Genomic DNA, 14881 nt, shown 5'->3' on the forward strand with positions numbered 1-14881 from the left:
TTAGCCTTATGGCTTTTGTTTGGGGTGCAGCTGGACCCCTAATATTTTCCCTTCGACGAACACTTCCTCTGATCCGATATTCCGAATAATCAAATCTTGACCCGTCACTTCCATTTCCCCATTATCCATTGCCAATCTCAGGGACTCTGGAGAAAAATAAAGCACGCCGCGGTGATTTTCAACCGTTAACTGAAGGCCCCCGATCATTGTGATGCGCGGCAAGTCCAGCACCACATCCTGCGGCAGGTCGAGAATCGTTGCGGTCCATTTGCGCAGCTTCCGACTTACACGCATCATTGGGCGGTCCTCCCTCCTATGGGGTAAACATATGCGCAACCTACGCAATTTATGAAGCCAACTAAGGGCAAGCTGCTGAAAGGTAGCTGCTGCAACAAAAAAAACGAGCCCCTAAGGACTCGCTGATGGGATACTATTTCATTAAACTTGATACATTCCTAGCGGCGAAAAGGTTTCCTCGCACGAGGGGGACCAAGAATCTCCGCCCAAACAATTGCACGCGTTAAATCTTCTTTAGTGACTCCTAGTGTGTTAGAGCTCACAGCACGAGATGGGACTGGTTTACTCGTATTTACAGAGGATCTGGCTCTAGTTGACTGTTGTGGCAAATAATCCTCCACCTTGTGCTCCACTTCAGGAAGAGTGATTGACCGCACTGGTTGAAGCTCCCGCTCTAGTCTCAAAGCCGCCTCACTCCGAGCCGGATGCTGAGCTTGCCGCTGTGGAGCCGGTAAACGGGTGTCTACGGGCTCACCATGCGAGGTCTCAACTACCGGAGGTCTGGTCTCCCCTGGCCGCCTAGGCCGTTGCTGACCGTCTCCTCCGAAGTCTGGCATCCGGTTAGGAGGCTTATTCTCCAGTGGAGATTTACGGAAAAACAACGAATAGATAATCCCCACAATTACAATGACAAAATAAAAATTGTTAGAGATGAATGAAATTAAATCGTCCACATTTCACACTCCTTGCTAGGTTCGAAATGATCTGAGCAGCTAGTAGCCTTACAGATCAATTCGTCAACCTTGGTAAAAAGCTTGTCCTGTCAAAGCTTACGCCTTCTGGTGTCCATCTCCACTAGACGAATCAGTGTTCTTGCCGATGGATCCCCTCATTTGCGTATCCGCTTCTATGTTTTTCAAGTTCATATAATCCATAACACCTAGCTTACCTGATTTTAATGCTTCAGCCATCGCAAGCGGCACCTCAGACTCTGCTTCAACAACCTTCGCTTGCATCTCAACAACGCGGGCTTTCATCTCTTGCTCATGAGCAACAGCCATTGCACGACGTTCCTCTGCTTTAGCTTGTGCAATTCTTTTATCAGCTTCCGCTTGTTCTGTTTGCAAATGTGCACCGATATTTTTCCCAACATCAACGTCTGCAATATCAATGGACAAAATTTCAAATGCTGTTCCAGCATCCAAGCCTTTGCTTAGTACAGTTTTGGAGATAAGATCAGGATTCTCAAGAACATCCTTATGAGAATCTGCTCCCCCGTTCGTACTTACGATACCCTCAGCAACACGTGCAAGAATTGTTTCTTCACCAGCACCACCGACAAGACGGTCAATGTTGGCACGTACCGTTACACGAGCTTTAACCTTAACTTCAATCCCGTTTTTAGCAACTGCAGAAACGACAGGTGTTTCGATAACCTTGGGATTAACACTCATTTGTACCGCTTGTAGCACGTCGCGTCCTGCTAGATCAATTGCTGCCGCTCTTTCGAAAACAAGTGGAATATCTGCACGCTGTGCGGCGATAAGAGCATTAACAACACGGTCAACATTACCGCCTGCAAGGAAGTGACTCTCTAGCTGGTTAATATTCAAGCCCAGCCCAGCTTTAGTTGCTTTAATCAAAGGATTTACGATTCTGCTAGGAACGACACGACGTAGACGCATAGCCACTAGTGTAATAATGCCCACTCGAACTCCTGAAGCTATTGCAGAAATCCATAGCATGAAAGGGAAAAAACTCATAAATACACTAACCGCAATAACTACTACTGCAATAATAACTAAAAACTGAACGTCAACGTTTTCCATTTTGTACCTCCGACAGGTTATTGGGTTAAACAACTAAGCTTTTACTACCACATAAGTTAATTCGCTATTCCTGCTTATATTTCCTTTACAAGAATGCGAGTTCCATCTACTGAGATTACCTGTACCGACTTACCTTTTTCAACAAATTCGCCAGAAGTTATGACGTCAAGTCTTTGTCCATCAAATTCCGCTAAGCCGGAAGGACGCAGCATAGATAACGTCTGTCCTTCTTGCCCGACCCATTTGTCACGAGAAACCTGTGGAACATAGCCCTTCTCGGCTGTAAGCTGCTCGCTCAGAATAAATCGATTCCATATTCCCTTTTTGCGGAAAATATAGGCGAAAATAATGACCACGGCTAGGGCAACAAGTGATGCGATTCCCAATGACCTTAGAGCATTACCTGTGTCATAAGCGCCCATTGTAATTCCGGTAATAACTCCGGCTGTCCCAAGTATGCCCAGGATACCAAAGCTAGGAACGAACATCTCTAAGACGAGAAGAATGATCCCGATAATAAACAGAACAATGGCTTCCATCCCCGCAAACCCCGCGATCGACTGTCCAAAGAAATACAAACCGAAAGCAATCAAGCCTGTTATTCCCGGCGCTCCAAATCCCGGAACTAGCAATTCAATGACTATGCCTGCGATACCAATAATAAGGAGTAGCGTGGCAATGCCAGGGCTCGTTACGAACTCCGAAACTCTTTCGGCAAGTGAAGGTTTTAATTCGACGACAGTCCGTTCAGATAAGCCTTTCCATGCAATGACTTCCGTCACTGATTTGGCAACCGTATCTGCATAACCAACCTTCAGAGCCTTATCTGCCGATAAAGATAGGATTTGACCTTTTCCGATCTTTTCTCCTATTTCCTTAAGCTCGATTTCAGCATTAGGATCTACCATCTTGATGGCAATAGCTGGATTACGTCCATTCAGCCCAGCAGCGCTTTCCATCTCTGCGCTCCAGAAGGAAACATACTTCGGGTTTTCTACTGCATTACCCTCTTCATCCACAATCATCGCCGCCCCGATAGTTGTACCCGGAGCCATAGCGATATCATTCGCATTCAGGGCAAGATATGCTCCCGCAGAAGCTGCTTTACCACTAACGAAAGCAACTGTTGGAACGGTTGACTCTCGAATAAGCTTCCCTATATCCTCGGCAGACTTCAATCTTCCACCGGGAGTATCGATATCCAACACGATGAGCGATGCTTTAGCTTCTTCTGCCTCCTTCATGACACGTTCCAGAAAGGAGAGCAATCCACTTTCAACCGTCTGCTTCACCGGAATGACATATACATGTCCCCCCGTTGGCGGCGTTTCAGCTGCGCGAGCGCTTTCAGTGACTGCTCCGAGAACGGGAATTCCTATAAGCATAAGCAGCAAGGCAAGCCTTACTATCTTAATCCAACCAGAAACCCTTTTACGGTTTGGATCCTTCACACCCAAGTTTATTCCTCCTCTAATTTTTCTTTCCACATTAAGATATACTACGTTTCGACACACCTTAGGTTTCATAATACCTTAATTATGCCCTAATTACCCCCATTTTTGAAAAATGGGGGCAATTGAAGTGATGCTGAGCACCTTGGTTTAAAGATAGCTTACTGCACCTTTTATCATGTTGAGTGGAGCGGTAGCTATAGAATTTATGCTTACAGTGTCTCGAGCTACATCCCCGCGCACGCCTTGAATGGTGTAATAACCATATAATGTATGGCTATTACCTCCTAAACCACGTTGAATGGCGCAATAGCTATAGAATGTATGCTTAAATGCATCCCCAGCCGCGTTGAATGGAGTAATAACCATATAATGTATGGCTACTGCTTCCCAAACCACGTTGAATGGAGCAATAGCTATAGAATGTATGCTTAAATGCATCCCCAGCCGCGTTGAATGGAGCAATAGCTATAATTTCCAAGCTTACTACGTTCCGAGCCCACCACTGACCTGCCCTCCAAAGTATGCTCCCTCACCGTTCGCACAGTCTCTCCAACACTTCTGGGTTTGAGTGTATTAATGCGCAGCGAAAGCAGCCACATCAACTTCTAAACAAAGCAAAAAGCACCTCCCGTTAAGGAGATGCCTGTCGTTCACGTCGGATTATTGCAGAGATTGCTGGACAATTGCGTTGACGAGCTTACCATCAGCAAGGCCCTTCACCTTGGGCATAAGTGCACCCATTAATTTCCCCAGGTCGGCTTTAGAAGAAGCACCGGTTTCTTGCATGGTCTGTGCTACAATAGCTTTGACTTCTTCTTCAGTTAGCTGTTGTGGAAGATATTCGGAGATAATCTCAATTTCTGCAGTGACATTACTTACTAAATCTTCTCGATCCCCTCGTTTGAAATCCTCGAGGGAATCGCGTCGCTGCTTGAGTTCACGGCTCAATATATTAAGCGTCTCGTTTTCTTCAAGCGGGCGGCGCAGCTCGATTTCTTGGTTTTTGATTGAAGCACGAACCATGCGAATGGTCTGAAGGCGGAATTTATTCCCATCCCTCATCGCTTGCTTCATATCTTCATTCAAACGTTCCGCGAGATTCATGAGTGCGGATTCCTCCTAGAACTTCCGTTTACGCGCAGCTTCGGACTTCAACTTCCGCTTCACGCTTGGTTTCTCGTAATGTTTACGCTTCTTCACTTCTGCGAGAACGCCGTCTTTGGCAATGGAACGCTTAAAGCGGCGGAGTGCAGCGTCGATTGTTTCATTTTTTCTTACTTTCGTTTCTGCCACCTGTTTTCCCTCCCTCCGCAATAGACCACAACACGGTTATCAAACTATATTATATGTGATGAGTAAAGGGGGTGTCAACTTTAGTATTCCGGAAAATCCGATTAAATTGACACTACTTTTTTCCTTCGTCTCAAATCAACTAACTAATCGCTTTATTGCTTAATGGGGCTAGCTTTTCACCGCCGAGAATATTGAAATGCAGGTGAAACACCGTTTGCCCCGCATCGCTTCCACAATTGTTTATGATTCTGTAGCCATTTTCCGCAAGTCCAGCTTCCCGTGCAACTTGCTGTGCCACTAATAAAGCATGTCCAAGCACACTACGGTCTTCAGCCTCACATTCATTCATTGACGCAATATGCTTCTTCGGAATAACTAATAAATGTACTGGTGCTTGTGGTTGAATATCATGAAAGGCGACCACTAAGTCGTCCTCATAAACTTTGCGTGAAGGTATTGTGCCTTGAACAATTTTGCAAAAAATGCAATCCATAATCGGAAGCACCCCTTAGTATCGTTTATTAGTATCATAACTTATTCACGCCTGCTTCGTCCAACCTTGTCTCTTCTCAATTGATTATCCATGTGAATAGCAACTCATAAAAAATACTGTCTCAAAAGTTTTATCACCTTTGAGACAGCTTAGTTTCATTTTTCACCAATAATAGGGTAAAAGTGCCAGTCCAGCCAATCCCGCTAAAGGTAGAACAAGTCGATTAAACCTTCTTGGACGATACGGATAAAACGGACCAACTGGGGGGTACAGCGGCGGATGCGGGAAGAAGCCTCGCATTTGATCGACTGCGCCTGGAACTGCTAAGCAAATCCATTCATCATCAACATGCTCTACAATCCCGTCATAACAAAATCCATCTGCAGCCTGTACCTCCACGTACCGATGCATATGAGATTCGCAAAATGCTTTTGTTACTTTTTTAGCCACGACGGGATACGTTGCAGGTTTAACCGGCATAGGTACTGCTTCTTCAACGGGTTGAACGACGGGCTGAGTGACAGCTTGATTCGGCTGCTTAGTTACGTGGTGGTTTTGCGGTGCTGTTTGAGCCGGTTTTGTTTTCTCCATGAGCATTCCCTCCTTGGGCGCCTTTTCCACAGCATATGCAAATATGGGCGAATGGCTACTTCAAGGAGGTAATATATTTGGGCTCCATTCAATGAGCCAATCTTTAGAGTTATGCGGCTGAGAAAGGGCATGATTGGCGGTAGATGTACGATATTTTCGAGTAACTGGGTTGTGAAAGGCATGCTTGGTTCGTATTGCACGAGATTTTCGAGCAACGGGGTTGTGAATGGCCATGATTGGTTGGTGTTGCTCGATATTCTCGAGTAACAGGGTTGTGAAAGGGCATGATTGGCGGGAGATGTACGATATTTTCGAGCAACGGGGTTGTGAACGGGCATGATTGGCGGGAGATGTACGATATTTTCGAGCAACGGGGTTGTGAAAGGGCACGATTGGTTGGAGATGCACGAGATTTTCAAGTAACTGGGTTGTGAAAGGGAGGGATTAGTGGGAGATGTACGATATTTTCGAGTAACCGGGTTGTGAAAGGCATGATTGGCGGGAGATGTACGATATTTTCGAGCAACGGGATTGTGAAAGGGCACGATTGGTGGGGGTTGTTCGAAATTGTCGAGCAACGCGGCTGTAGAAGGGCACGATTGGTGGGGGTTGTTCGAAATTTTCGAGCAACGGAATTGTGAAAGGGCATGATTGGTTAGTGTTGTTCGAAATTGTCGAGCAACGCGACAAAGAAAAGCTTCCCCCTCATTCGATGATGAAAGAGAGGGATATATCTCCTATAGAAACGACCCCGTAAGTTGATTACTTAGGGAAAGTTCCTTGTATTTATAGCTTAGCAGCGAGTTGCTGAAGACCTTGGCTTGCTTCGTTGACAACAGCTACCCATTCGCCCATCGTTATCATTTGACGGTAGCCAGCTTCACCTAGAATAGGTCGAAAACGCTTGAGGGTTTCATCCATCTGCGCAACTCCATCACGAATGAGCGTCAATGCAGCAATCTCATCCCCAGTTAGAGGTCCCTCATGCTCCCCGATATTAGACATAGGGCCATTTTCACCTATAATGACTTTCATTGCCTCTACTACGGGCTTACCGGCTTCTTCCTTTTTCTTGGATTGCCCCGGAGTCAAGTACGCCGCCTCGATTAGCAATTCAACTGTTTCGCCTGAAGCCATTGCTGCTTCTCCCAGCTGCCTTACTGCATGTAGCCGATCGCTTTCAGATTTAGCATTAAGTAGTCCCTCTGCCCCATCGTGGAGCCGCTTAGCAAATAGTGAAGCATAGTTGTATTGCTCAGACAACCTTTGCCCTTGATCTGTCGTGTGTGTCTGCTGTGCTAATAAATATTTTGAATAAGATAAAATGACGAACGTTGATAACACTGTAATGATAATGTATAAAACAGGTATTGTGTAAGAACGCTTTTTATTTTCCGACATGCCTTTCCCCCGCAATCAAATAATAGCTCTTATTTTCCCCTTGCCCAATTACTTCAGACGTACGGTTTCCCCACCGTCAAAGAAATAGACGTAAGCCTCTTTAACAGGAATACCCATAATATGTCCAATAGCCTCGCTGTATCTCTCTACCTGGAACCGGTGCTTCTCCGCTGCATCCAAAGCACTGGAGCCTTTAAGCACATCCGTTTTGTAATCTATAAGCACGAGCCCTTCATCCTCAGCGAATAAGCAATCTATTACCCCTTGAATGATGACCGTTTCCTCAGACGACGCTTCGATTAAACCAGGATAGACCCGGTCTGCTTCAAGACCATAAGTAAAGGGAATTTCCCTCCACACCCTAGATGCTTTGCACAAGCGATTATACAAAGGCGTATGACAAAAGCCTGCTACAGCGGAAGCGTCTACACCCTCCCGCTGCTCTGCTGAAAGAATCTTGCGCTCCACTAACCGCTCAAGCAGCAATGCTATATGTTCAGCCGTCGTTCCTTCTTCAATCGGCAGATGCTGCATAACCAAATGAAAAGCCGTTCCCCGTTCCGCAGCAGTCATCTTGCGAGCAGACATGAATCTTGGGCGACGTAATTGAAAGGTAGATGGCCCCCTAACATTCGGAAGCTGGCCATCCTCCTCCGACCACCCTTCTGCTTCATGCCGTTCTTGCGAATCATCAGGTGAAGACACCGATGAGTAAGGCATTGAGCTCGCAAGCTGAATTTGATTTTTCATGGCCGTAATGGAAGTCTTTGCCGCGACCTGTGAAGCCGCTATATCCTTGTACTGCCAAGATAATATACGGGCAACTTGGTCAGACGTCTCATTTTCGGTCAATTCAACCTTTTCACCGTCTAAAACAGTATTCCAAAGCTGTCCCTCGCTTGGGTTCGAATCATGCTTCTCTTCAACCTGACGGGTAAAAGTAACCGCAGGCACGATACGACACACCCATTGCCGCATAGGATCAGCAACTTCACTTGCTAGGACAGCCGCTGGTCCTAACCAATCTAAGTACTTGCTCGCCGCCGCCACAGCATAAGGAGGGAGTCCCTTATCAGCCATTGCCGCGGTTTCACACCATTGCTCCCATTGCTTGCTGGCATCCTTGCTTGTTCCTACTAGATACAGCTTCTCTTTAGGGCGTGTAAGCGCCACATAGAGCACCCGCATCTCCTCTGCCAGCATCTCTGCCGCAAGCTTTCGACGGATCGCTAGCTGAGGCAACGTCGGATAAGTGACACGAGTGTCAGCTTCCAGCATTCTTGGACCAAAGCCAAGCTTCTTGTGCTTTAGGAAAGCTCCATTTAAATCTCTTCGATTAAAATTCCTGCCAAGTCCTGCCGCAAAAACAATCGGAAACTCAAGCCCCTTGCTTCTATGAATGGATACGATACGTACGAGGTTCTCACTCTCTCCGAGTGCGCGCGCTGCACCTAAGTCAGCCCCGGTATCTCGCATCCTCCCCAGAAAGCGTAGAAACCGGAATAAGCCTCTGAATCGAGAGGACTGCTCATACTGGACTGCACGATTAACAAGAGCCCGCAAATTGGCTTGCCGCTGCCCTCCGCCCGGTAGCCCGCCTACATAGTCATAATAGCCCGTTTCACGGTACAGCATCCAAAGCAGATCACCTAATGGTTCTCTTCTTGCAAAGTCTCTCCATTCATCCAGCTTGCGAACGAATGCTGCGAGAGCCTGATGCAGTCCTTCTCCATACACATTGTGTCCATCTTCGTCTATAGCATCGTCTCCCGATCTGGAGGCAGCTTGAACAGCTTCCCAGAACGAGCCATTTCGTCTAGCCAGACGTATTTGGGCTAATTGCTCAGCCGTAAAGCCTGCTATTGGCGACCTTAGTACACCTGCTAGAGGAATATCCTGATGAGGATTATCAATTATTGAAAGCAAGCTTAAAAGAATATCCACCTCAGTAGCGGCAAAATAACCCGTCGCTAAATCAGCATAAGCAGGAATGCCTGCAGCCTTCAGCTCGTCTATGAAAGCAGGAGCTAGCGCTGTTACCGCACGCAACAAAATAACGATGTCTCTATATTGCACTGGTCGATACAGCTTCGATTTGCCATCATAGACTGCGAATCGCTGCTGGTCATCACCATCTGCTACCATCAGCTTACGTATTTCCTCGGCAATGCATCTCGCCTCTAGCTGTGCCGCTTCTACGTCCTCTGTTTCCTCCGTTATCCCCTCGGTCGTGGACGCCCCACTTTCACCAGCTTCAGTGCCTGCCCCCTCAGCAGCAGGCCCCTGGGAGCTATTTTCGGATTTCACTGCTGCTGAGTCCAACAAAATCAATTCTACACGGTATGGATTTGACTTATCCGCATCAGGGTAGCCTTCCCCATAGATGAGCTCAGCTCGTTCATCGTAATTCATTTCCCCTACAGGCTCATGCATAATAAGCTGGAACACATGATTAACCGCGTTGACGATTTCCCGGCGACTTCGGAAATTTTTGGCCAAATCAATGCGTAATCCATCGGGATCGCTTGCGAACGTTTCGGAGCCTGAATCAGTAGAAGCATTACCCTCCTCCGAAAATAGCGAAGTAAAGGCTTCATAGGTTTTGTATTTGTTTAGGAACAGACCTGGCTCCGCCAACCGAAACCGGTAAATGCTCTGTTTAACATCGCCAACCATAAATACATTGCCTGGCTCTTTTCTAGCAATAAGGGCAACAATAGCTTCCTGAACCTCGTTCGTATCCTGGTATTCATCCAAATAAATTTCTGAGAATCGATCGCGGAAATTGAGCGCTGCCAATGAGGGTACGCTTTGCTCCGGCGTCGAAGAAGCATCACGCAAAATACGCAACGCATAGTGCTCCAGATCCCCGAAATCTAATAAGCCCTTCGCCCGCTTTGCTTGCTCGTAGCGTTCACCAAATTGTACAGCCAGCTCAGCCAGCTGTTCCATTGCAGGAGCTAGTGAATGGAGCTCTGCAGCATATTGCTCCGGAGAGCGAACGAGCCACTCCTCAGATAGCCTTCCTGCGGCTTTCTTCGCGGCATCTCTCAAACCTTTAACTCGCTCAATTAAGCTAACGTCATACTCATCACCTTTACAGGCTTTTAACCGTCCGAAAGAGATGTCCGCAGCAGCGGCTTGCCAATCCTCCCACGTCCCTTGGTAAAATGCCTCAGCGACTCTTTCAAGACCGTCAATATCGGCAAATAAAGTATCGATATACGGCTCCGGGCCACCAGGCTCATGAGCTATTCGCAAGGCGCCTCTTAACATGTGCAGCGCTCCTTGCAGCAATAAAACAGCATCATCACGCAAGCTTTTGACCCATAATGAGTGAAGTAGCGTATCTGCTTGAGCTTCCTCAAACTGACTTGCCATCTGCTGTAGCCAATATTCAGGCCAAGGGTGACTTCCAGCAAATTCATGCAGCTCCAACACAAGGCGGTGGAGTGGCTCATCGCTTCTCTCCCCACCGAACCGGTCAGCAAGTGACGACAGCGGTCCTAACTCCCCTTCGCTCTCATAGCGTTGCTCAAACAGCTCATCAAGTGTATCCATGCGTAGAAGCTCCGCTTCCGTTACATTCGCCATTCGAAAGCCGGGGTCTAGCTCGATAAGTGGGGCATAACGTTCTACTATTTCTAAGCAAAAGGAATGTAACGTCGTCACAAATGCTCTTGGAAGCAAAGCAATCTGCCGGCGCAAATGTCGGGAATCCGGATTTTTCTCCAGCGCCTCCTCCAGAGCGTGCCGAATTCTTTCCTTCATCTCAGCTGCAGCTGCCTTTGTGAAGGTAGCTACGAGCATAGCATCTACATCCAATGGCCGATTCTCATCCGCTATTCTTGATATCATTCTCTCAACGAGCACCGCTGTTTTACCAGAACCAGCTGCTGCTGCTACAAGCAGGTTAGAACCATCTGCGTTAATGGCCGCCCATTGCTCATCCGTCCAACGACTATTTTCTGGCTTAATAGGCCATTCTCTCATCTGTTTCAATAAGGCTCCCTCCCTTGCGCTTCGTTCGCGAGCCGCTGCCATAATTCCTCCCGGCTTCCGGGCTTATGTAGTGACTGATAGGCGTTACCTTCAACCTGGCTATCAAAATGGCAAACAGGTCGGAAATCACAATACGTGCATGGACTACGTTTATCAAGCCGATACGGTGTAATAGCAACGTCCCCATCAATAATTCGTTTGCCAATTCTGCGAATTTGCGAGCGTACTGACCCTCTCAGCACCTCCCATTCACTCTGGTTCGCAACTTGCGATCGCGCCGAGAAGGTACCATCCTTCTTGAATTCCACAGGCACGACCGCTGATTTGTTAGCTTGATTCAGAGATTCGTCCATTAGCTTAACGGATTCTCCATCCGATAATAACAAGCCTTGCATTCTATATTCACGGAACAAAGCATTTTTGGCTTCGTCCTTAGGCATTCCGTTAGGTGTAAGCAGTAGCGGGTTTTGCACGTGAAAATATAGCACTCCCACAGGCTTGGCAGGCTGCCCAAGCCAATGCGGCGCATGAGAAACGACGACATCCAAATAGGTCAGCATTTGCAAGGATAAGCCGTGAGCAACCTCATCAAGTCTCAGTTTCATTGCGCTAGACTTGTAATCCATAATTCTCAAGAGCAGACCTGATGAGGACTGCGCCGCGTCAACTCGGTCGATCTTACCTGCAATGTCCATCCAGCGACCTCCGTCCAATTCGAACGACAATGCTGGTAGCAGGCCTTGCGGACCAAAGCTCATCTCGAGCCCGACTGGCTTAAAAGCAGACAATGCAGCATGCTCACCCAGAATGGTGGAAGCTTGCATCACAATGTCACGAAGCTTGCGCGCCATAACCTGATGCCGGTTTGAGGACAATAAGATCTGTGATTGAACGCGAGGTAACAGCTTGTCTACTGCTGCAGCGGCTTCTATTTGCCAGCGTAAGGCATCCATCCCCGCTTGTCCTTCTGCGAATAGCTTCTCCGTTGTCTGACGAAGAGCAGCATGAAACAGCTGACCGATATCTGGAGAATCAACCCGAAATAGACGACGCTCCTGCAGCTTTAAGCCATGCACGGCAAAATGCTGGAATGGACATGCGATAAAACGTTCCATCCGGGATACGCTGGCCAAGAGCCTGTCCCCATAAAGCAACCGACTTGTTTCCGGCGCAAGAGGCTTTTCTTCATTCGTATAATTCAAGGATGAAATAAGAGAGCTCAGCCGATGCTTCCAGCCCTCCTGCTCCCTGAGCCAGTTATAGACGGACCACCAACCAGCGGTAAGTGTTTCCCCTTGTCTCCAGCTTCTTAATCTAGTTAGCAGGTGAGTAATTGCTCTTCCCGGATGTACAGCAAAATCAAGCTGCTCAGCATCCGATTGCGTCTCTTGGGGCTCAGCTGCAATTTTCTGAACGGGGATGCCGGGAAACCTTTTCTTTAATTTCCCTATCCACTCCGACGGAAGCAAGCCTTGCCCCTCCTCATCGGCTAACGGATAGCTAACCCACAGGTGACGGGATGCAGTCGTCAAGGTTAAATAAGCCAAGAAGGATTCGTCTAACAACCGTCTTCTCGAGTCCGGAGCCATGGACAGTCCCGTCACCGCCAGTTGGTCCCTCTCTTCTTCCGCGAGCAATCCATTTTCTGAAATACGCATCGGGAGCACGCCATCATTAACGCCCAGCAAATAAACGACCTGAACGCGATCAGAGCGAGTTCTCTCAGGGCTTCCAATCAAGACACTATCTAATGACGGAGGAACGGCGCCTAGCTTGAGCTCCTCTAAGCCAGAGTCAACCATTCCAGCAAACAGAGGCAAATCTGGGGATTGTTCACCCATTAGCTCCACTAGCTGGTCTAATAAATGAATGACCCCATCCCATAAAGGACGATGAACCGCCATTTTACCTGGCTTACCGTCGGAGCTGTCCTCTCTACTCCAGCTTTCGAGCTTATCCGCAGCACCTGTATCCTCAAGAAAATAATATAAGCTTTCACAAAGCTCTCTTGTAGAGCCCGCTGAATTCATTCTTTCCTCCAAGGAAAGCAATGGCTTTAACAGTGCGTCCCGAACCTCTAGCAGCTCTTTCATCGTCTCCTCGGCACGACTAGAGACTCCTTCTTCCTCCAAATCTCCTCGATACAACGAAAACCAAGCTTGGGGGGACTTCCAACGCCATCCATCAATACCCGCCGCTAAAGTGTAATTTTCCAATCGGTCGATTTCATCGCGGGTAATTAGCCTGTCAGGTGTACCAAGTAAATCTGTCTTCGCACAGCGAAATACAGCTTCCGCTTTCCAGCCGCCGGTTACGCACTCTAGAGCTGAACGGATAAACTCAACAAAAGGGTGGTGAGAGACAGATTTTTTCCCATCAAGATAATAAGGGATACCATAGTCTCCGAAAACGGCAGCTAACAAATCTCCGTAATCCTCTATACGTCGAATGAATAAGGCCATGTCCCGCCAGCGGCTTCCTTCTTCCCTAACTCGGCGCAGCATATCTCTGGCAACGGCTTCAGCCTCTGCCCTACGATTGACTGCTGCATGCAATGAAAGTCCACACAGAGGATGCTCAGGCTGCAAAAGCATTTCATCCCCGTTCCATTGTCTACGGTTGCTCCAATTTTGTTCAAGAAAAGCTAGCATTGGATTGTCCTTGAAGCGTGGAAGCACTTCTGGATTAAGGACGAGGGGCGCTTCTAGCTTTACTCCAGCCAACTGAGCTATTTCGCACAATTGAGCTGAGGTTTCTGCTGTCGGATGAAATACATCTAACTCGTCTGGTCGCTCTCCCGCTCCATAAGGCTGATCTAAACATAGAGTGACGGACACTTTGTCCGCCTTCTTAACAAGAGCTTCTATAACAGCATATTCGTTAGGGGTATAGCCATGAAAGCCATCCAACCATATTTCTGATCCTTTCAAGAAGGAGGAGCTCTCTGCGCCTTTAGCCAACCAGCCCAGCATATCTTCCCCATCTAGCCAATGACCGACGAGCTGCTGCTCCATCTCGGAGTAAATCATAGAAAGATCATGCAGCTTGTCCGCTAAAAGCGATGTCTTCTTATGACGCTCAGCCTGATTCGCTGCAGCCACCGCCTGCTCTGAAAGCTTGGCACTGCTTATGCCGTAACGCTTCATCTCGGTTAGAAGGTCATTAATGCGAGAAATAAGTCCTGTCTCTGCCTTGCCACCACGAAATAAACGTAAGCTTTCTCTACGAGCTTCCAGCACTTTATGTAAAAGCATCGCTTTACCGTTGTCATGAATCGGGATGACTGCTGATCCACCCGTCTCTTGCATAATCCGAAAGGCAAGCCTGCGAAAGCTCAGTACCTGCGCCCTCATGAATCCATTAAGTCCAGGAGTCGTTACCATGGCATACTCGGCTTGGAACGTTGCCTGTTCTGGGACAAGTAAAATCAAGGGTGCACCTTGTGAATCCTGCAGCAGCTTGCCCCGTATTTCGTCCAAGCAATATGTTGTTTTTCCGCTTCCGGAACGTCCCGTAATAAGCCGAAGTGACATTTAATAAACCTCCATCTAGCTCCGAACAGCTAATCTCATATGACATTC

General features: G+C 47.7%; 12 protein-coding genes. All 12 read right to left on the reverse strand.

Annotated elements, in window-relative coordinates; all coding sequences use genetic code 11:
* Positions 1-6 precede the first annotated feature (6 nt).
* Positions 7-297, reverse strand: a complete 291-nt coding sequence (gene yqfC / locus KCTCHS21_RS20265; protein WP_130612541.1) for a sporulation protein YqfC — start codon at positions 295-297, stop codon at positions 7-9.
* A gap of 158 nt (positions 298-455) precedes the next feature.
* The gene (locus KCTCHS21_RS20270) at positions 456-971 is read right to left on the reverse strand and encodes a YqfB family membrane protein (RefSeq protein WP_130612544.1); all 516 of its coding nucleotides are present in this window, start codon (positions 969-971) and stop codon (positions 456-458) included.
* A gap of 96 nt (positions 972-1067) precedes the next feature.
* Positions 1068-2066 (reverse strand): flotillin-like protein FloA, encoded by a 999-nt coding sequence (gene floA / locus KCTCHS21_RS20275; RefSeq protein ID WP_130612547.1) that lies wholly within the window; start codon positions 2064-2066, stop codon positions 1068-1070.
* A gap of 74 nt (positions 2067-2140) precedes the next feature.
* Positions 2141-3517: an NfeD family protein gene (locus KCTCHS21_RS20280; protein ID WP_331872376.1), complete on the reverse strand. Its 1377-nt coding sequence runs from the start codon at positions 3515-3517 to the stop codon at positions 2141-2143.
* 150 nt (positions 3518-3667) lie between these two features.
* On the reverse strand, positions 3668-3958 hold the full coding sequence (locus KCTCHS21_RS20285; RefSeq protein ID WP_130612553.1) for a hypothetical protein: 291 nt from the start codon (positions 3956-3958) through the stop codon (positions 3668-3670).
* Between the two features lie 222 nt (positions 3959-4180).
* Positions 4181-4624 carry a GatB/YqeY domain-containing protein gene (locus tag KCTCHS21_RS20290; RefSeq protein ID WP_130612556.1) on the reverse strand — a complete coding sequence of 148 codons (444 nt, stop codon included), beginning with the start codon at positions 4622-4624 and terminating at the stop codon, positions 4181-4183.
* Between the two features lie 15 nt (positions 4625-4639).
* Positions 4640-4813, reverse strand: coding sequence for a 30S ribosomal protein S21 (gene rpsU, locus KCTCHS21_RS20295; RefSeq protein ID WP_115990702.1), 174 nt, complete (start codon positions 4811-4813; stop codon positions 4640-4642).
* A 139-nt stretch (positions 4814-4952) separates the two neighbouring features.
* A complete protein-coding gene (locus tag KCTCHS21_RS20300; RefSeq protein WP_130612558.1) occupies positions 4953-5306 on the reverse strand; it encodes a histidine triad nucleotide-binding protein in 354 nt (117 codons plus the stop codon).
* A gap of 162 nt (positions 5307-5468) precedes the next feature.
* Positions 5469-5897 carry a hypothetical protein gene (locus KCTCHS21_RS20305; protein ID WP_232057902.1) on the reverse strand — a complete coding sequence of 143 codons (429 nt, stop codon included), beginning with the start codon at positions 5895-5897 and terminating at the stop codon, positions 5469-5471.
* 786 nt (positions 5898-6683) lie between these two features.
* Complete coding sequence (locus KCTCHS21_RS20310; protein WP_130612560.1) at positions 6684-7298, reverse strand: hypothetical protein; 615 nt, start codon at positions 7296-7298, stop codon at positions 6684-6686.
* Positions 7299-7346: 48 nt separating this feature from the next.
* Positions 7347-11291: a helicase-exonuclease AddAB subunit AddA gene (gene addA / locus KCTCHS21_RS20315; protein ID WP_130616614.1), complete on the reverse strand. Its 3945-nt coding sequence runs from the start codon at positions 11289-11291 to the stop codon at positions 7347-7349.
* 5 nt (positions 11292-11296) lie between these two features.
* Positions 11297-14833, reverse strand: a complete 3537-nt coding sequence (addB, locus tag KCTCHS21_RS20320) for a helicase-exonuclease AddAB subunit AddB (RefSeq protein WP_130612562.1) — start codon at positions 14831-14833, stop codon at positions 11297-11299.
* Positions 14834-14881 lie beyond the last annotated feature (48 nt).

The sequence above is a fragment of the Cohnella abietis genome (genome assembly GCF_004295585.1).
In the GTDB taxonomy this organism is placed as follows: domain Bacteria; phylum Bacillota; class Bacilli; order Paenibacillales; family Paenibacillaceae; genus Cohnella; species Cohnella abietis.

Coding starts and splice junctions, on each gene's coding strand:
- addA (WP_130616614.1), bottom strand. CDS start 11,291: ATGAGAGAATGGCCTATTAAGCCAGAAAATAGTCGTTGGACGGATGAG.
- KCTCHS21_RS20300 (WP_130612558.1), bottom strand. CDS start 5,306: ATGGATTGCATTTTTTGCAAAATTGTTCAAGGCACAATACCTTCACGC.
- yqfC (WP_130612541.1), bottom strand. CDS start 297: ATGATGCGTGTAAGTCGGAAGCTGCGCAAATGGACCGCAACGATTCTC.
- KCTCHS21_RS20285 (WP_130612553.1), bottom strand. CDS start 3,958: ATGCATTTAAGCATACATTCTATAGCTATTGCTCCATTCAACGTGGTT.
- addB (WP_130612562.1), bottom strand. CDS start 14,833: ATGTCACTTCGGCTTATTACGGGACGTTCCGGAAGCGGAAAAACAACA.
- KCTCHS21_RS20310 (WP_130612560.1), bottom strand. CDS start 7,298: ATGTCGGAAAATAAAAAGCGTTCTTACACAATACCTGTTTTATACATT.
- KCTCHS21_RS20305 (WP_232057902.1), bottom strand. CDS start 5,897: ATGGAGAAAACAAAACCGGCTCAAACAGCACCGCAAAACCACCACGTA.
- KCTCHS21_RS20290 (WP_130612556.1), bottom strand. CDS start 4,624: ATGAATCTCGCGGAACGTTTGAATGAAGATATGAAGCAAGCGATGAGG.
- floA (WP_130612547.1), bottom strand. CDS start 2,066: ATGGAAAACGTTGACGTTCAGTTTTTAGTTATTATTGCAGTAGTAGTT.